This is a genomic window from Adhaeribacter aerolatus, assembly GCF_007991635.1.
GTDB classification, from domain to species: Bacteria; Bacteroidota; Bacteroidia; order Cytophagales; family Hymenobacteraceae; genus Adhaeribacter; species Adhaeribacter aerolatus.
On the sequence record NZ_BJYS01000017.1, the window covers coordinates 67,407 to 86,508 of the forward strand.

At 46.1% G+C, this 19,102-nt stretch carries 13 protein-coding genes; 1 reads left to right on the forward strand and 12 read right to left on the reverse strand.

Going from position 1 to position 19,102, the window contains the following annotated elements; all coding sequences use genetic code 11:
- Positions 1-33 precede the first annotated feature (33 nt).
- The 12 genes from AAE02nite_RS12245 to AAE02nite_RS12300 form a co-directional block, all read right to left on the reverse strand.
- Complete coding sequence (locus AAE02nite_RS12245; RefSeq protein ID WP_146898026.1) at positions 34-1,434, reverse strand: neutral/alkaline non-lysosomal ceramidase N-terminal domain-containing protein; 1,401 nt, start codon at positions 1,432-1,434, stop codon at positions 34-36.
- Positions 1,431-2,816: a DegT/DnrJ/EryC1/StrS family aminotransferase gene (locus AAE02nite_RS12250; RefSeq protein ID WP_146898027.1), complete on the reverse strand. Its 1,386-nt coding sequence runs from the start codon at positions 2,814-2,816 to the stop codon at positions 1,431-1,433. Before AAE02nite_RS12250 ends, AAE02nite_RS12245 begins: the two co-directional genes overlap by 4 nt.
- Before the next feature lie 549 nt (positions 2,817-3,365).
- Positions 3,366-3,908 (reverse strand): hypothetical protein, encoded by a 543-nt coding sequence (locus AAE02nite_RS12255; RefSeq protein WP_146898028.1) that lies wholly within the window; start codon positions 3,906-3,908, stop codon positions 3,366-3,368.
- Between the two features lie 127 nt (positions 3,909-4,035).
- Positions 4,036-5,142: an alpha/beta hydrolase family protein gene (locus tag AAE02nite_RS12260; RefSeq protein WP_146898029.1), complete on the reverse strand. Its 1,107-nt coding sequence runs from the start codon at positions 5,140-5,142 to the stop codon at positions 4,036-4,038.
- A gap of 107 nt (positions 5,143-5,249) precedes the next feature.
- On the reverse strand, positions 5,250-6,035 hold the full coding sequence (locus AAE02nite_RS12265; RefSeq protein WP_146898030.1) for an amidohydrolase family protein: 786 nt from the start codon (positions 6,033-6,035) through the stop codon (positions 5,250-5,252).
- Positions 6,025-6,978 (reverse strand): amidohydrolase family protein, encoded by a 954-nt coding sequence (locus AAE02nite_RS12270; RefSeq protein WP_246151003.1) that lies wholly within the window; start codon positions 6,976-6,978, stop codon positions 6,025-6,027. The genes AAE02nite_RS12265 and AAE02nite_RS12270 overlap by 11 nt, the downstream gene beginning before the upstream one ends.
- A 480-nt stretch (positions 6,979-7,458) precedes the next feature.
- Positions 7,459-9,399 (reverse strand): hypothetical protein, encoded by a 1,941-nt coding sequence (locus AAE02nite_RS12275; protein WP_146898031.1) that lies wholly within the window; start codon positions 9,397-9,399, stop codon positions 7,459-7,461.
- Between the two features lie 355 nt (positions 9,400-9,754).
- Positions 9,755-10,573 (reverse strand): N-acetylmuramic acid 6-phosphate etherase, encoded by an 819-nt coding sequence (locus tag AAE02nite_RS12280; protein WP_146898032.1) that lies wholly within the window; start codon positions 10,571-10,573, stop codon positions 9,755-9,757.
- Positions 10,574-10,696: 123 nt separating this feature from the next.
- Complete coding sequence (locus AAE02nite_RS12285; protein ID WP_146898033.1) at positions 10,697-12,046, reverse strand: DegT/DnrJ/EryC1/StrS family aminotransferase; 1,350 nt, start codon at positions 12,044-12,046, stop codon at positions 10,697-10,699.
- 54 nt (positions 12,047-12,100) lie between these two features.
- Complete coding sequence (locus AAE02nite_RS12290) at positions 12,101-12,775, reverse strand: DUF3823 domain-containing protein (RefSeq protein ID WP_170252591.1); 675 nt, start codon at positions 12,773-12,775, stop codon at positions 12,101-12,103.
- A 24-nt stretch (positions 12,776-12,799) separates the two neighbouring features.
- Positions 12,800-14,551 carry a RagB/SusD family nutrient uptake outer membrane protein gene (locus tag AAE02nite_RS12295; RefSeq protein WP_146898035.1) on the reverse strand — a complete coding sequence of 584 codons (1,752 nt, stop codon included), beginning with the start codon at positions 14,549-14,551 and terminating at the stop codon, positions 12,800-12,802.
- A gap of 11 nt (positions 14,552-14,562) precedes the next feature.
- A complete protein-coding gene (locus tag AAE02nite_RS12300; protein WP_146898036.1) occupies positions 14,563-17,658 on the reverse strand; it encodes a SusC/RagA family TonB-linked outer membrane protein in 3,096 nt (1,031 codons plus the stop codon).
- Between the two features lie 410 nt (positions 17,659-18,068).
- On the opposite strand from AAE02nite_RS12300, the gene AAE02nite_RS12305 reads away from it, so the two are divergent.
- Entirely contained in the window at positions 18,069-18,818 is a 750-nt protein-coding gene (locus AAE02nite_RS12305; RefSeq protein WP_146898037.1) for a DeoR/GlpR family DNA-binding transcription regulator, read from the forward strand.
- The last annotated feature ends 284 nt before the right edge of the window (positions 18,819-19,102 follow it).

Sequence of the window (19,102 nt, forward strand, 5' to 3'; positions counted from 1 at the left end):
TTATACCCAAACACCGGCGGAAAGATCCGGGAATTATTTTGTTTTTACGTTGTTTGAGGCGGCCGGCGCTACGCCGATTTGCCTGGCTAAACCGGTCATGCCGGTTAAAATAACTTCCTCCAGACCGGGCGCCCAGGTCGTATGCAAACCGTAAGCCCGCTGCGAAGTTTCTCCTTCGTAACCGCCCTCTTGTAATATTTTCTCCGAAGGAATGTAAGACATCACATCGTTGGAATAACCTAACACAAAAGTATTAAGCCCGAATATTTGTTTTAGGCGAATGGCATATTCTATCACCAGTTCCCCGCCCAGGGCCAGCATTACCTGGTCGCCGAGTTGCCAAACCTGTAAGGGATAAGGATATTGGGTCCGGAACGGTTTTCCCTTTTTCATTTCGGCCAGCATGCGGGTAGCCCAGCGCTTATAATAATCCACGTTGGTTTCACTGATTAATTGGTTCAAGGCTGCTTCGGTAGGCGGATTGCCCAGTGGTAAATCTACTTCGGTGTAAGCCGTTTTAATGTTTGCCGACAATACGCGCATGTCTTCTTCCAGTACCCGGTTTACGGCTGCTGCCAACTCCCGCCCGTATTGCCGGGCCAGCGATTCGGTGCCCCGGGGCAAGGGATTTTGGTCGGCGCCGGCGCTTTGGAAAAACATGGCGGTTACGCCCGGATGAAATTTTTCGAGTTCTGCCTGGGCATAGCCCGGATAATCGCCCGACCATTTGTAATCGTTCAGCACGGTAGGATGACAGGCATAACCGAAAGCAATGGCCTTTAATTTTCCTTTGGTATTTACTACTTTAAAAACCGGTACGGCGTAATCGTTGGGGCCATTGAGTTCGGTTTGCTGCAGCAGTGCAGCCTCGCGGTTGTTGCGCCGGTTTACCTGAAAACGGGTAACCCCATTTTGGGCATAAAGCTGCACCGGCTCCATGGCTTTAAGCGCCGTTCCAACCAATCCGACTAATTGCTCCTCCAGTTTTCGGGTATACTCGGGTACTTTTTTCCATTCGGCCGCATTCATGGGGTAAACATCCGATAAGGCATTACCCACCACCGGGGCCGAGTGCGTATGGGAGCTATTTAATAATACCTGGGCTTTGGCCAGGCCATATCGGGCCTGCAACTGCTTCCGGATATTATCTGATACGTCTTTGGGTAAGCCCAGCAAATCGATAGTTACCAGCACAGCTTTCTGGCCATTGGCATCTTCTATAACCAGCGCTTTGGCCCACAACTCCAGGCGGGTGCCCTCCGATGGCTTCGTCCGGACACCATACCCAGCCATCCACATGGGTTGTTTGGGAGTAATATTTACCCGGGCCACCCCCGCTTTCCAGTCAGTTGCCGCCGGCGTGATAAATCCATAGGTTACCTGAGCTTGAAGTAAAGGAAATACAAAAACCAGGAGCAGGATGACATTCTTCATATTTTAGCGGCTTTCTTTATTTTATCGGCATTTTTATGGGTTTTCTCAATAGCTGCCGCAATAGCCGACATATCGGATTTGGTCCCGAGCAATAAATTCTGGGTAAACCACACGGCTTCTTCGTTACAGATGCGGTCGTTTTCCGGACATTTATTCTGCTCTAAATATTTGTTATAATCAAGCATTTCTTTCGGGTAAATTTTCTGGTAGTTTTTCGATTGAAAAACTTCTTTCAGGAAAGGCTGATTATTAAGTGTAGTATAGCCGCTGGCGCACGGAATACCTTCGGCCCGCAGTGCTTTCAGGAAATCTTCGCGCGACAAGCCTTTAAAATCTTCTTTTTTATACCGGAAGGCAAAAAGGTGAAAGGCGCCCCTGGTTACATTGTCGTATAATTTATAAGGTATAATGCCCGGTATATTTTCTATTTGTGATTTCAGGTAAGCCGCATTCTGGTTGCGGGTAGTCGTTTGGGCATCCAGGCGCTTTAACTGAGCCAGCCCGATGGCGGCCTGGTATTCGGTTAAACGCACCTTCGTACCTTCCCGGATGCTGCCGGTACCCACCGAACCGACTACACTGCCGTAAGGCAAACCTAAATTCTGGTAAGAAAAACAGCGGTCCATAAAGGCATCGTCGTTGCTCACAATAGCCCCGGCTTCGCCGATAGGCAAATTTTTAGAATTCTGGAAGCTGAAACAGCCGGCGTGGCCGATGGTACCTACCTTTTTACCGTTTATTTCTGCTAAATGCGCCTGGCAGGCATCTTCTATTACCACCAGGTTGTGCTTTTTAGCAATGGCCATAATCCGGTCCATATCGGCTGGTAATCCCAGAATGTGTACCGGCAAAATGGCTTTCGTACGGGGGGTAATTTTAGCTTCTATTTTGGCCGGATCCATCTGAAAGGTTTGGGGATCAATATCTACAAATACCGGCATGGCCCCATTGGCAAGTACCGCCTGCACCGTAGCGATAAACGTATAAGGCGGCACCAGCACCTCATCTCCTCCCCTGATATTAAACTGATTTAGCGCGACAATTAAGGCATTGGTGCCATTGGCAACGGCTAGGCTACGTTTAGCGTCCAGGGCCGCCGCCCACTCTTTTTCGAATTCCGTAACCACTGCAGCCCGCGACCATACCCCGCTCCGCAGTACTTCGAGTACGCGTTTCTCGTCGGTTTCGGGGTTCCAAACCGGCCATTTGGGCCACTTGCGGGTATCCCAGGCGGCCGGGCCACCCAAGATAGCGGGCGTTTGGGCAGCTTTGTTAATACTGGCAAATAAAGAAGGTACCAGGCCCAAACTCAGCGCCGAACCAATGCTGGCCAGTGAGCTTTGCTTGATAAAGGCGCGTCGGGAAAAATTCTTTTTAAACATATTTTTCTGCAATTATTGTTTAACGCTTTCTTCGGGTAAGTTGTAGTAAGGTTATAAACCAATTAAAGCTGGGACGACTGTTCTAATCTTTTAGCCCTTGTATTTACTTATAGAGCTCCAAATGCGTATTTTCGGGTGCGTGCCCGGACACACGGATATATTTATCAACTCGGGACCGGAACAATGGGTATTGTTAGTTCTTCCGGAATAATCTTAACCGGAGAAATAATATTGGATGATTTAACCAACTCTTTATTCTTGAATAAAAAACTTCCGGTAACGTACCCGATAATAGATAAAATATTTTGAATATAAAAATGTATTTGTGTAAATATTTTATTGTAGCAAACAACATTGGCATCAAATACCTTAAAAGCAACTTTTATTTAAGGTTTTTACCTCTTTTTTGGAGAGAAAAAAGTATTAATATCTGCCTTTTTCCGAGCCTCTTCAATTAGTTTCGAGGCAACTTTGCAACCTAACTTGTTTGTCCTTCCGTTCCTGATAATGCACGTTTTAAGGTGCTTTCGTTTTTGTTGGCGAATGATATTATTGCATCCAACCCGCATTGAACTTACTATAAAAAGTAGTATCGTAATCAATACCATTTTTATCTTCAAAATGGCAGTTAATCTTTAAAGAATATTTCTTCCTCAATTCTTCTTGCGTTTGCTTAAGTTCATTTACTTTTAATTGAAAAAAAGCGGTGTCATTCAAGACTTTCTTCACTTTAAACCATTTATCAGTGTTTGATAATTCTTTTTTATAGGTTGTATCTAAAAAGTAGGTCTTCGTATAGGAAATATTTTCTTTATCTGCTACCTGACGTAATGCTGAATCTGCCAGCCAAAATTTCACATTTATAAGGTTTATATTATTAATGGTATCCACTGTTATTATGCCAAATGGTTTATCTAATTGGTCAAACGATTTCCAATTTCTTGGATAATACTTAGATTTCCATAAAGCCAAATAAGTATGGCCATTTAAGGTATCGACAAGGGAGTTAGTTTCTTCTTTTAATTCTTTATTCTCGCTACATCCAACTATTAAGATCAAAACCGCTAAGCTTAAACCTATTACTTGTTTCATATCTAATATTTGCCAATTTTAAAAAGCAAGCTCACAATATTTTGTTTCACATCGGGAAATTTAAAATTTTCATGTTTTTACTAAATATTCTTACCACTGTTGTCTCTGTTAACACTACCCTAAAAAATTATTCGAGTTCTTGGGAATTTGGGATATGCTTTAATATTTTATCTACAAATTGATAAGCCTGTAACCTGGTTTCGGTCGGAAAATCATGGCCGGCCACCGGGTAGCGCACCTGCAGGTTGTCTGCCGCTTTCAGGAAACGGTATACTTCGGAAGCGGATTGGATACCTTTCTTTACGCCGTTTACATCAAAGTTTGTATCGTTTACCGGGGAGTTTGAGAAAAAAGCGCGTGGTGCCAAAGCAGCTATTACCTCGTCAAAATCGAAAGGAATTTGCTTTTCATCCAGGTTAAATTTATCCCGAATAAGAGGCATGTACCTGTCCTGCGCCCAGGGGCCTAATCTCCCACCGTATCTCTTGGATCCCTCTTCGCCAATATTGTAGTAGGCAAAAGGTGTCCAGCCGCAACTGGCTACAATTACTTTCAGGCGCGGGTCAAAAGCACCCACAAACATGGCATTATGTCCACCCAGCGAATGGCCTATAACACCTATGCGGTTAGCATCTACCTCCGGCCGGGCCTGGAGTAAATCTACGCAACGCATGTGGTTAAAAATAGCTTTCATGGTGCCGGACTGATACCGGTCTTTGGTAAAATCATAATCTTTTAAATCGCCGAAGCTGGGATAATCGGGTGCTATTACTACATAACCTCTTTGGGCTAATTCTTTGGCTTGGGCCCGGTTAGAAAGGGGGCTCTCACCATCTACTAATTTTTTGCCGGCGTCGCCGGTGCCGTGCAGCACCAACATGGCAGCCCTTTTTTGTTTTTGTTTTTTGGGTTGCGGCACATATAAATAGGCGGGTAGCTGCTCGTTTTCGGCTACCGTAAAGCGGATGTTATAACGGGTATACGCCGCGGTTTTTAAGCTATCAAGGTATATAATATTCAGCGGAGGCAACTGCTGGCGGCTGGGCAATTTACCCATCACCTGTTCCATGCCACTAATTATTTGCTTGCGTTTCAGTTGCCAATCGGCCGCATTCATCACCGGCTTGCGTTGTCCTTTCACATCCAGATAGTAAAGTAAATCCGAGGGAATAGATTTACTTATCCAGCCACCCAGCATTAAAAATAAACCGAATAGGAATAATGATTTTCTCATACCTTTTATATTGTTTCAGTCTTTATTTTATTGCTGCTCTTACTTTTACCGGCTTGTTCTTTAAGAGAAGTTCTGCTGGCTTTTACTTGGCCGTAATTACCTAAACTCTAAACCCCCAGCATTTTCCGGATATTACCAGCCCGCAACAGGTCTTTGGTTTTTGCATCTGCTTCGGCGTTGGTCATGGACTCAATCCGTAACAAACCGCTTAAATAATCCAGAATGGGCGAATGCGTACCAAAGGCAAATTTTTCCGGGCCATACGATTTTAATAGCTGGGGTAAGGTAGCAATTCCCCGTCCCGAAGTATCTAAAATGACATTTGCCTTTTTTAATAGCTGGGTTTCGGCCTCCCCTACCTGAATACCATTGGCTACATTTAGGATTAAATATTTAGCATCGGGTACTGCTTTTATTATCGGTAGCACGTCTTTCAGCGACCATTCATTTTCAATGTCTAGCCACGAACTTACCCGGCTATCCACCATGCGGAGGGTAAGGGCTACGGGCAAGTCCCGGTCGCGGGCGCTTTTTACCAATTCGATGCAGGCCGGATTCTCCAGGTCGTATCCGTGATACAACGGATAAAGCCGAATACCTTTCATTCCTAGCTTAGTAGCGCTTATTTCCAGATCGTGCCGCCAGCCGTTGAAAATAGGATTGATAACGGCAAATGGTATAAAACGGTCCCGGAACTCTTTTTTTGATTCGATTTCGGCGTAAAGCTCTTCGTTGGCCGGTTGGGTATTTTTATAAAATATGCCGTTCAGATTGCTCACCACCGATGCATCCACGCCAAACTGGTTCATGCGCCCCAGCAGGGTTTCGCAGGTACTGTATTGCAGTTGTTTAAAGGGCCAGTGCCCCACGGAGGCGTTAGAATCAATTAACATGGTGGCCCGATTTTTTGAGGATGTTGTTATAATTTCCAAAAAACAGCTTCTGTTTCTGCGCTTCCGTTAGGTTAGAAGCCAGCACATGGCCAACCGCCTGATAAAAGCTGTTGTCGCAGCCGAAAAGTATGCGATCCTCTCCCAGGTACTTCAGGGCAAAATCAACCATATTGGCTTCGTTGTTACTGCCCGAGGTATCTACATAAACATTCGGCGAATCCTGCAGCGCTTTAATGCCGTCTTCCCAGTCAATGCCACCGCCAATATGGGCAAACTGAAACATGCCTTCGGGGTAGCGTTTGGCTACGTCTACAAAATATTCCGGTATCGATACATTTTCCGGCTCCCGTTTATCAAATTTTATGCGCGATTTACCAATGCCCACGTGCATCAGTATTATCATTTTCAGATCAATAAATTTCTCGATGATAGGAAAGAATAAAGGAGAATTAAATTTTACCTGGGTGTATACTTTCAGGCCTACCATGCCCTGGTCGGTGCAGCGCTTTATTTCTTCGAGCGACTCTTTTGGAAAGGCCGGGTTCAGCGTCATTTGTCCGATAAAGCGATCCGGATATTTTTTTACCACTTTTAAGATAACATCATTGGCCTTCCGGATCTCGTCGGGCGGAGCCAGCCCCCGCGTTACCGGCGCCGAAATAAACAACTTCTCAATTTTTAGTTTATCGGCCAATTCTATCTGCGACTCCGGCACGCCACTGTCCGGGTCCCAGATGTGGGCATGGGCATCTATTTTGCGGTATTTCATTACCTCTGCCATAATATCAAAAGCCTGCTTTCCAGCTGGTTCCGCACCAAAACGGTTAACACCGGCTTTTACCTGACCGGCGTTGGTACAGCCTGCCAGTGTATGGCCCAGCATGGCGCCGGCTGCCCCCAAAGCGCTATTGGCTAAAAACTTCCGGCGATTAATATTTGGCATAACTCTAATTTAAATAACTCATAAAAAATTGAGGAATATCGGATTGTATGCTCCTCAGTAATCAGGAAATAAAATTAAAAGCACAAAGCTTGTTTTGCCTTCTTTGCGGCCAACCTCCTATTTGTTGCCTTATTCAGAGCCGCTTCGGGTAAGCCGGAATGGCCGCTGTAATCCTTCAGGAGACAATTTTAATGACGAGAATATATTCTCGAACAAATCTCCGGGTACGCACCCGAAACTACATTTAATTTTTTAAAATCAAAACAAAAAACCGCAAAAGCTTTATAGCTGATTATACCAGAAATGCACGGTAATTATTAGTAGATTAAAATCTGGGAATAAAAAAGCGAAAGTATTTTTAGAATTGAACCCGCAACCAGATCTTAAGTACTGGAATTTAATCGAACCACTTCGCTACTTCTATAAACTTCCGCCTGCATATTTTTACTAACTTATTACTTACAACTTAATACTAACAACTTAGTAATTGCCGGCACGCACTTTATCTAACACCAGATCCAGGATATTCTCCGGAAAAGCAGAGGGCTGGCCATACCATAGAAATGAGTTGTAGCCTTCGTAAACGCCCGTACGGATGTGCCTTTCCACGGGCAGATAACTGGCCACATCGTTGCAATAGCCGGCTACCGATACCAATTTATCCGGCCAGATGGCTTTTATTCCCAAACTATATTCCGTTACCACTTCCCGTGACAATCCTACCATTTTCCAGTTGCCAATATTTATGGTTTGGATGTAAACCGGCATGTGGTTCGGCATGGTACCCTTGTCGAGCTTTTGCAGCATTAAATCGGCCCAGCGAACGTTCTTCTCCATATCAATATTGCCGGGTTCTTTCAGATTCTCTTGCCGGAAAGCTACTATTTTTTCCCTGCTCCAGGGCGTAGCAGGCGCTTGCAGGGTATCCATATAAAAAGAAATACCTCCCTGTAGGAATGTCATTTTATGGTTTAATACCTGCATGGCATCTTGGGCAAGTTTATGGCCGGTAACATCGGGTTGGTTATCGCGCGGGTTAATGTCGCCGGCGCAACCCTGAATAAACAAAGCGGTGGTATTTTTCTGACTGCGCTCCAGCATATCGCGCATGTAACCCGGATAGTTGCTGCTGATGGTATAGTTTTGCCGGCCCGGTTTTACAAATACCGGATGGCAGCCGGCCAGCACCAATACATAATTATTTTTGCCGTCTTTACTTTCTACTTTTAGCACGTCTACGTCATCGTCGTAGGGTGTTTCCAGGTTTTTATTGCTGCGGTTACGGCCAATGGCGGTTTTGCCCCGGCCAAAGTAAATATCAGCCGGCGCTAAGTTATCCAGCGCCTTTTCAGCAGCTTTCAAAATGGCCGGTTTAACCACCAAGTTTAAATAACTACTGTCGGGCACCTGGTTTTGCGGCCCCCAGGTAGCCCACAACTGGGTTACAGGAGCAAAATGGGTATGAGAGGCATTTATCAAAACGGCTGCCGCCGGTAACCCTCTTTTCCGGGTAAGTTCAGCTTTTATTTCCTTTACCATACTATCGTCGAAACCGCAGAGGTCTACCCCCAGCAGCACGACAGTCTGATTAACCTGTTTAATAGCCAGAGCCGTGGCAAACAGTTCGTCGGGTTTGTCGCCATAAATTTTGGTAGCTTCGTATAAATTTCCTTTTTCGTCGAGGCTATACAACTTATCATTGGCTACTAGCAATTTTTGAACCTTCACGTTCTGAATTACCTGGTTGTAATAGCCGGCTTTGATCCACCTGCCTGGCACCTGGTTTAAATTATACCGGTACAAGGTATCGGTGCCGGTAGCCGCGTAAATAGATTGTCGGTGTACCACAAAACTAACGGCGCCGGGTAAGTGGGTTACGGTTTGCCATTGCAACTTTTTTTCATCGGGCACTGCTTTTTTAAAGGATCCGTCGGTACCCAGGCCGAATAAATTATTTCCGGCAAGCACAATCTCTTTTAAAGCCAGTGCCGCACCAGCTTTTTCCCATTTTTTACCGGAACTGCTCTTGTGGTAAATTTTATTTCCGACTGTATTCAGCAGGTATAAGTTATCATTATCTCCGGTGAGGCTTTTGGCCGCCCGGGCCCGACCAATAGTTGTCCACTGCAATGGAAAACGATTAACCGGAGCTTGCTGTAATATGTCTTTAGCGCTAATTGCCAGGAAAACGGCATCCGTTCCGGTTAGCACGGAACCTGGCGCCAGGTTTGCTTTTTGTTCCCAATCCAAAGTAAAACGGCCATCGCGCGGAGCCCCGTAACCCGCCAGGGCCAACGAGAAAGATTCTTTACCGGGTTGCAGGCTTTGCCGGGCTAATCCGGCCAGAAAATTCTGTTGCCCGAATACCTGGCTGGAAAATAAGAAGAGGCAAACTAAAAGCTTAAATCGTTTGGTATTCATGTAATTTAAGTAAAGAAATATTTTAAGTAGCGGTTAGCGATTAGTTTTTAGTGGTAAGTTTGAAGTTATGCTTGCCAGTAGAGAGACTCCGAATATGGCGCGGTAGTTACTTCCGGGCCTTTCCAGCTAAGTTGAATTAGATACTATTTCTACTTTGGCATTCTTCAGCGCCTAATACTTTTGTAAGAAGATATGCGGTTTGCATTATGGTTTTACTTGCTATCCAAAAGATTTATTTTTCAGTTTTATTTGTTGAAGGCACGGAAGTAAATCCGCGCCATAGAGGTCATAGTGATTACAACATCCCTTCTGTCTTCTTACAAAATCCGGATTATTGGAGAATTGTACCAGTTATCTATAAGGCTTTTTGCCTTAAATAGGTTAGGGCTTTTTTAACACTGCCGTAGCGGAAAAGCAATTCTTTGGAGTAGGCATAATCCTTCAAGCCGGCAGTTTCCATCAGCATGCGCACGCCTCGGTCTATAATTTTATTGTTAATCAATTTCACGTTCACCATTTTATTATCTTCTACCCGCCCTAGCTGAATCATAACCGTGGTACTAATCATATCGAAGATTATTTTCTGAGCGGTGCCGCATTTCATGCGGGTGCTGCCGGTAATAAATTCGGGGCCTGTAATTACTTCTATCGGGTAATCGGCTGCCTGGGCAATTGGAGTACCGGGGTTGCTGACGATACAGCCGGTTAAAATATTTTTTTCCTGACATCTGGTAAGGGCCCCAAGAACAAAGGGTGTGGTACCGCTGGCGGAAATACCCACCACGATATCAGCCGGCGAAATATGATGCTGCACCAGTGCTTTCCAACCTTCCTCCTCTTCATCTTCCATTTCTTCGAGGGCATCGGCCAGGCGTTCTATGCCCCCGGCCAGAATGGCGTTTACCATGCCCTTCGGAACCCCGTACGTCGTGGGTAGTTCAATAACATCTAATACCGATAAACGACCACCACTACCGGCCCCCACGTAAAACAGGCGGCCTCCGGCTTTCAGCTTGTTCACAATGGCTTCGATTAAAGCCTGAATCTGAGGCAGCGCTTTTTCTATAGCCAGCGGTACGGTTTTATCTTCCTGGTTAATCAGGGTAGTTATTTCGGCCACCGACTTTTTTTCTAAATCTCTATGGGGTGATGGTTCTTCGGTTATTTTTTGCATGTTTAAGTATCTTCTAAAAATATTAGGTATGTTACGGATATATCCACCCGGATGATGGGCATTAATATTTTTTACGGGCCGTACTGTCCAAAATTTATTCCCGCCTTATGCTAATTAAGGAACTTACACTTTAGCCAATTCGCGGCTATACTTGTGTATTTTCTGAACGGCATCGGCAATTTGTTCCATATCGGTTTTGGAGCCCAGCAGCATGTTTTGGGTCAGCCACACGCCCTGTTCACTGCTCAATATATCGTTTTGCGGGCATTGGTTACGTTCCAGCCATTGCTGCATGGTTTTTTCGCCGTAAATGCGCAGGTAATGTTTGTTTTGGGCCAAACCCGTTACGTAAGCATCTTTGTTCATCTGGCCGTAACCCGCCGAACAAGGTACGCCTTCCGCACTCAGGGCTTTCAGGAATTGCGCCCGGTCCAGGCCGCCAAACTGCTTTTTATCAAAGCGGAACATGTATAGATGATAGGCACTGCTGGTGGTGCCGTCGTACAACTTGGCCGGCTTTATACCCGGTATTTCGCTGAATAATTTAGAGAGATAAGTGGCGTTTTCGTTACGTCTTTTGGTTTGTTCGGCTACGCGGGCCATTTGCGCCAGCAACAAAGCCCCCTGAAACTCCGTCAGGCGCAGGTTGGTAGCCCGGGTACCGCTGCCGGGGTTATATGCAGTGGCATTTCCGCCTTGCCCCTGGTTATGAAAACTGTAGCAGGTGCGGGCAAACTGCTCGTCGTTGGTGCTAATGGCCCCGCCTTCGGCCGAATTCAGGTTTTTGGAAGCCTGAAAGCTAAACGCACCGGCCAAACCATAAGTACCTACCTTGCGGCCCTTCCACTCCGCCAAATGGGCCTGGCAGGCATCTTCCACCACCGGAATATTTCGCCGCCGCCCTACTTCTAATATCTTATCCAGGTTAGCCGGCGAGCCACCCACGTGTACCGGCATAATAACCTTGGTTTGTGGCGTAACGGCATTTTCGATTTTGTTTGCATCAATTTGGAAACTTTCAATATCGGTATCGACAAAAACCGGCAACGCATAATTAAGTACTACCACATTGTAAGTGGCAATAAAGGTATAAGGCGGAATAATTACTTCGTCGCCGGGGCCAATTTCCAAGGCTCCCAATATGGTATAAAGCGCGCTGGTACCGCTCGAAACGCCCAGGCAATGTTTAGCGCCCAATAACTGCTGGTATTCTTTTTCGAAAGTGGCTACCACTTTGCCGCCCAGCCGGCCCCAGACTTTACTTCGGAGTACATCCAACAAAGCTTTTTCCTCGCTCTGATCGAACAGGGGCCAGCTTGGGAAGGCACCGGGGTGGGCCTTGGGCCCGCCCAGCAGGGCCGGTTTCGCGTTAGCTGCTGTAGCGGTGGCCAGGTGCGGCATACCCATAGCCAGGCTAACCCCCGCTAAAGACAAAGCACTGATAAAATCCCGGCGATCCAATTTGTTTTCCATGCTAATTTTTTATATTTCTATTTAAGATTAAGATAATTTACTGCGGGTTACCGGCTACTGAATTAGTAATTCCAGTGGCGTACTGTAATTATAATAATTGCCGGGATTTGCCGTACGGCCACTGCTTCTCAGGTAATATTTAGTGTGCGGCGTTAAATTAGTAATGGTGAATATTTTTTCCCCGGCGGTCAGGTTCTGGGCCTCTACAATTTCCTGGTTAATGGCGCCGCCGGCAAATGTAAAATTATTGGGGTTCGGGAATTTGCTCCAGACAACCGCCAGATGCACCAGTTTCTGGTCGGTGGCTACCTTGTTGTATTTTACTTTAATTTTGGCGGTCGTGCCGCTTACCTCTTCCACAGTTGCCTCCAGCCTGACGTTGGGTATCACCTTAATCTCAATTTCGGCATCCTGATCAACGGTTGTTCTTTGCGGCTCGCTGGTAACCAATTTAAAAGGGCCTTGAGCCGTGTAGGAATAACTGCCGGCAAAAAATTTGCTATTAGTAAAGGTGCCGTCCGGCAGCGTATTTAAAACCAGGGGCTGCTGCGAGTCGCCCTCGTACAACCGTACCACCGTACCGGCATTAATTCCACCCGATTCTACCAATTTATTTGTCTGGGCATCTACAATTTTGCCGGTTAAGGTAACCTCGGGTGCCTCGTAATTATCTACTTCGCAACTAGCTAATAGGAAGAGCGATAAAGATAAAGTATAGATAGCTTTCATTTTCTTATACATTAAAGTTAAACCTTACCAGCCCGGATTATTTACAATTTGCTCGTTGGTAGCAATGTAGCCGGAAAGCGTGCTGTAATAATCTCTTTCGTTGAATACCCGGGGCAAACCGTCGTCAATGGGGTAACCGCTCACCGCCTTATGCATATATTTATACTGGCCGTTTTCGTATTTTAAATAGGGCCACAAGCCGTGCAGGTAGGTATTCCGGAACAAGTCGGTGCCAATGCGCCAGCGGCGGATGTCCCAAAGCCGTTTGTCTTCAAAGGCCAGTTCTACTTTTCTTTCGTTGCGCAGCCGTTCCATGGTTAATTCACCGGCCGTTAAGGTTTTAATACCGGCCCGCTTCCGAACCTGATTAATGGCATCCAAGGCCAAGGGTACGTCGCCTAACTCGAAAGCCGCTTCGGCATAATTTAACAGAACTTCGGCGTAACGAATTTCGATGTAGTTTTGATCAGAGAAGTTAGGTTCTACCACGGCGTTAGCGGTGTTCATGTATTTTTTAATATAAAAACCGGTTTTGCTGAAATTGCCTTCCGGAAAAGGGCCGTCGCGGCCTACCTGCCGCATGGCCGGATCTTCGGGGAAAGGCGCTAAACTCTCGTACAAAGTACCGTTACTGCCGTAAATACCCCGGTAAATCTGTACCGGCCGGCCAGCAAACGGGCTGCCGGAGCGCAGAATACTACCATCAAAACGCGGGTCTTTATCTTTAAAAATCGCGTCGGCTGAATTATAGACTTTGTTGCTTATCTCTAATTTACCGGGTCTTCCATCAATATATTCGTAAGATTCTACCATTTCCAAGGTTGGCGCAATGCCGCTGCCGTTATTGGTGGTATAGCCTTCCGGAATAAACCAGTTATCGTAACTGTGGGCCTTATCGGGCGTGCGGTATGCTTTCTGAAATATTACTTCTTTGTTGCCTTCGTCGCGGAATATATTCTGGTAATTGGCCGCCGGGTCGCCGGCTTTGGTTTCGGGGTTGTATAATTTATCGTACAGGGCAAACTTATTACCCTGTATAACCGCTTTGGCAGCGTTCAACGATTCGGTAAAATATTTTGTCGCTTTATCGGCCGGAATACCTGCTAACCCGTTTAGCTGCACATTGCCGTATTTAGCTACCGAACCGGCGTACAGCATGGCCCGCGATTTTAAAGCCAGGGCGGTATATTTAGTGGCCCGGTTACTGTTGGCGGTGGCTTGGGTTTCGGGCAAATCTTTGGCAGCTTCGTCCAGTTCCTGCAAGATAAAATCGTACACTTCTGCTTCGGTGTTTCTTTTTACCTGCAGCTCCGGCAAATTATTATTAAAAGTTTGCACCTCCTGGATGATGGGCATACCGCCGTATTTTTTTACTAAGTCCAAGTAATAAAAAGCCCGGATAAAGCGGCATTCGGCGGTTAAAACCGCAATCTTTTCCGGCGGCAGCGGACTGGTTTTTACTTGCTCCAGAAAGTAATTGGCGTTCCGGATAAAAGCATACATGCCGGTGTTCAGCGTGTGCGACACATTCCCGAAATCTTTAACCACGGCTCCATCGGGGTAAGTAGCCTCATCGGTAAGCGCCGACTGCGACAAGCGGCTGGTGAAACCCATCGGAATGGCATCGTACAAGGAAACCAGGTAAATATCTATCAACTGCTCCGATTGCCACACATCTTTATCCGAAATAAGATTCAATGGTTTCCGGTCCAGCACATCCTCGATGCAACCAGACAGCAGTATTCCTATTAAAAGGGTGAGAAGCTTCGTTTTCATATCTGTTTTGCTTAGAAAATTATGTTAACCCCCAGGTTGTAGGTCTTTTGCTGCGGATAATAAGATAAGCGGCCACTGGGGCTTTCCGGGTCGATGGGTCCTAGCTCCGAAAAGGTAAGCAAGTTCTGGCCGCTTAGGGTTATTTGGGCACTGGGCAGGCCAAACTTCTTCAATACGTCCAGGTTATAGCTGATACCCAGGAATTTCATTCTTAAATAAGTGGCATCTTTGAGCCAGAAAGAAGAAAACATTTTGTTGTTGGGCGCGCCGTCGTTAATGGTGCTGGGGTATTTGCCCGGTATCCATTCCGAACTGGGGTCGGTCATATCGGCGCGGTGCCACCGGTCCATAAAGTAAGCGTAGGCATTCATGCCGTTGGCAAAAGGCTGAATCAGAAAATGTTGCTGTTCTACGTTAAAGTTGCTGGCTCCCTGCCAGGTCATGTTCAACGAAAACTTCTTCCAGCTCAGGTCCAGGCCCAGGCCGTAGAATATTTCGGGCGTTTGCCCCCGACCTATTACCTGGCGGTCGTTCGCATCAATAATGCCATCGTGGTTATAGTCGTCGTATTTAATATCGCCTGGCCGCAGCGTAGCGTTCGCCTGCTGATCCTGAATCGGTGAATTCATAATGTCTTCCTGAGATTGGAACTGCCCAACCGATTTCAGGCCCCAGTAAATATTTTTCCAGCGATACTGGGTGTTGTTGCGCCAGCTATCGTACTGCGAGGTAAATGGCCTTTGTTCTACATGGTCCCATTTAGACCTGGTAAAAGAGACGTTGGGCGCGATATGATATTTAAGTTCGCCAATTTGGTGGCTATGCCGCAAGGTAATTTCGAAACCCCGGGTATTATCGGAATTTAAATTTTCGAAGGGCAACGAAGCGCCAAAGGTACTGGGTAATTGCAAGTTTCTTTGGGTTAACAAACCACCCCGCTCCCGGTAAAATACATCGGCTTCTAACTCCAATAGCCGGTTCCACAAACTCATGTCTAACCCCACGTTATACATGGTAGATTTTTCCCAGGTAATGTCCGGATTAGGTACGCCGGTTGGTAACATGCCGTTCGAAACCACATTATCACCCATAATATAATTGCGGGCCGGGTAGGTATAACCGGTCAGGAACTGGAAATTACCCGTGTTATCGCTGCCCGATTGCCCCCAGGAAGCCCGCAATTTTAAATCGTTAAGAGCCGCTATTTTATTCCGGAGAAATTTTTCTTCGGAAATACGCCAGCCGCCTGATACGCCGGAGAAAAAGCCCCAGCGTTTATCTACCGGAAATTTGGCCGAGCCATCGTACCGGAAGCTGTATTCAAATAAATACCGACCTTCAAAATCGTAGTTTACGCGCCCTACCACACTCTGGCGGCCGTTATCGGAGGCCCCGCCGCTGTTACTCTTGTTTAAATCCGGTCCGGCAAAAAGCTGATCAATGGGTACCACATAATCCTGCCGGCTGGCCGAGAAGTTAGTAGCCCGGTCTTCGTTTTCTTCGTACAGCAAAAGGGCAGCAACATTATGCCGCTCCAGAAAGCTGCGGTTGTAATTAAGTGAAGCCTGGATGCGGGAAGCGGCATATTTCCAATCGGTTAGTAAAATCCGGTTGGTTTCCCGCGACCCGACCACACTGGAGGTTTTGGTATCGGCATTATACGCATACGTCAGGTACTTTTTACGCCACTGCTTTTCGTCCTGAAAGGACAGATCGTGGGCGGCGGTCAGGCGGGCGCTTAGTCCTTCTACAAAAGGTATTTTGTAGTTAACCGATAAACTCCCTTCAAAAACATTGCGCCGGTCCTGGACATAACCGGTTAATTCCGGATCTAAGTAGGCCGTTAAACCGTAATTGGTAGAAGCAATTTTACCGTCCGGAGTTTTGGGCGCGAAAATAGGCCAGGAATATTGCAGCCACGATGCCATCAGGTAAGAGTCCTGCACCAGATTATTGCGGTCTTCTTTGCGGGCTCCGAAAATCACCGAAACATCCAGGTTTTTGGTAATTTTGGCATCTACGTTAGAGCGGAAATTATAAGTGGCAAAATCCTGGTTACCGCCTTTCCACATAGATTCCTGTTTGGTTTGGCCTAAAAGGAAAAAATATTGAATATTTTCGCTACCGCCCCTCACCGTTAAATTCTGCTGCATTTGCGGTGCGTAATCCCGCACAAAATAATCGTAATAATCGAAGTTCGGGTAGCTGGGGTCAGTGCCTTGCTTGAATTTTTCGATTTCTTCAGGTGTATAAATCAAAGGGCCGCCTAGGTTCGTAGAGGCCTCATTTTTTAATTCTGCGTACTCCGCTGAATTCACAAACCGGGGATATTTGGTTACCGTTTGCACCCCATAATTAAAAGAATAGCCCAGTTCGGGCTTGCCCAAAGTACCTTTTTTGGTGGTTACCAGAATTACCCCGTTGCCGCCGCTTACCCCGTAAACCGCTGTGGAAGCCGCATCTTTTAAGATGGTAATACTCTCAATTTCGTTAGGATTTAACCGGGAAAAATCGCGACCCACAATCCCATCCACTACGACCAGGGCATTGCCAAAACCGCGAATTGAAAGATTGGCATTATCGCGGCCGGGCTCGCCGCTGGGTTGCACCGCTATGAGGCCCGGCAACTTACCGGCCAGGGCAGTAGTGGTATTAGCCACCGGCACTACCGTCAGATCCTCGCTGGAAATAGCGGCCACGGAGCCCGTCAGGTTTACTTTTTTCTGCGTACCGTAGCCTACAACCACCACTTCGTCCAGCGATTTGGCATTTACTTTTAGCGTAACGTTTAGCTGGGTACGGTTAGCAATGGGCACCTCCTGGGTCTCGAAACCAATAAAACTAAACACCAGGGTAGCAGTGTTCTGGGGTACGGCCAGGCTGAAATTACCCTCGGAGTCTGTTACCGTACCGACAGATTCGTTTTTGACAACCACCGATACGCCCGGCAAGGCTTCTCCTTCTTCGCTGGTTACTTTACCAGCTACCTGGGCTTTGGTTTGGGCATTTGCTTCCAAGCAAATGCCCATCCCGAATAGAAATAGCAACAAACAGGAAGAACAGACCAGAAAGGATCTGACTACCCTTATAGTAGATTTTTTGCTCATAATGATGCTTGTTTAGATGGAGAATAATGACTTAAATGCTTGCCTAAATAGGCACTTTTTTTTTCCAGTTGCGCCTGCCACCTAAATGCGCAATTCAGCAACTAGAAACCGCAAAAAGAATATAGTCAGGCGCCAGGCGCAAATAATCTGTAAGAAAAATTTAACCTAAATAATAGAAGAGAAAGTGATTTAGGTTATAAAATGAGCTATTAAAACCTGTTTAAATATTCTATAAACAATCATCCGCTGTAAATTTTAAACCGGGAAGTTTATAGTATTGCGTTTTTAATGCGTTTATGTTGTAAATATAACCGCAAAAGCAACTCCATGCAAATATTTGGGTAATATTTTTATTCCTATAAATTTGACGGGCACTACGCATTCCACCACCGATAAAACCAATATGAATTATGCAGAAGGAAGAGCGGCATAAGTTAATTATGCGGGAAATAAACTTACACAACAAAGTTCTCTCGGCCGATTTAAGTGCTTTGCTGAATGTTTCGGATGATACTGTCAGGCGGGATTTAAAGGAGTTGGTGGAAGACGGGAAAATATTAAAAGTACACGGCGGTGCCATCAGCAAATCTTTTGTTGCCCCTTTTAACACGCAAAATGAGGTGTATGCGGTAGAGGCCAAAAGACAAATAGCATTAAAAACGCTAAAGCTCTTCCGAAACGACATGGTGATTCTGACCGAAGGGGGAACGACTATTCTGGAACTCGCCAAACTAATACCAAATAATTTAAGAGCTACTTTCTTTACCATTAGTCCCCAGGTAGCCATTACGCTCTCGGAGCATAGCAACCTGAATGTAATTACCATTGGGGGCAAACTTAATAAAAACGCAAACTTGCATGTTGGCGCCAGTGTTATAAACCAACTGGCCGAAATACAGGTAGACCTTTGTTTACTGGGCGCGAATGCGTTTTCGGTAGCCGAAGGACTTACTGATCTGGATTGGGAAATTGTACAGGTTAAGAAAGCCATTATTCGTTCGGCTAAAAATGTTGCTTTGTTAATCATCGCCGAAAAACTAAATACGGCCCAGCGCATCCGGATTTGCCCGGTAAACCAGATTGGGTACTTAATAACCGAAATGCCGCCCGAGAGCCATCACCTGGCCGCTTATAAAACCGGCGACCTAAAAATTTTATGAGTACCTGCACCCAGGATTATTTTCGTAACACTCTTAAACATTAACTTCCCAATATTTCTCCCCCAGTTAAAGTTGTTTTACTTCATAAAGAAACTGAAACAACTTACTCGTGGTGCAGCCCCGAAGCGGCGTAATCCCGCAGCGATTGGTGAAGCCCACTTTTTTTTCTGGTTTAGCCCCAGCCCGAAAGGACGTAATCACCTCTTTCAAAGATTAATTATAAAGCCCCTTTTGGACTTAGGTAAGCCACTCTAAACCCAGGGCTACACCCTGGGCTGGGAGTT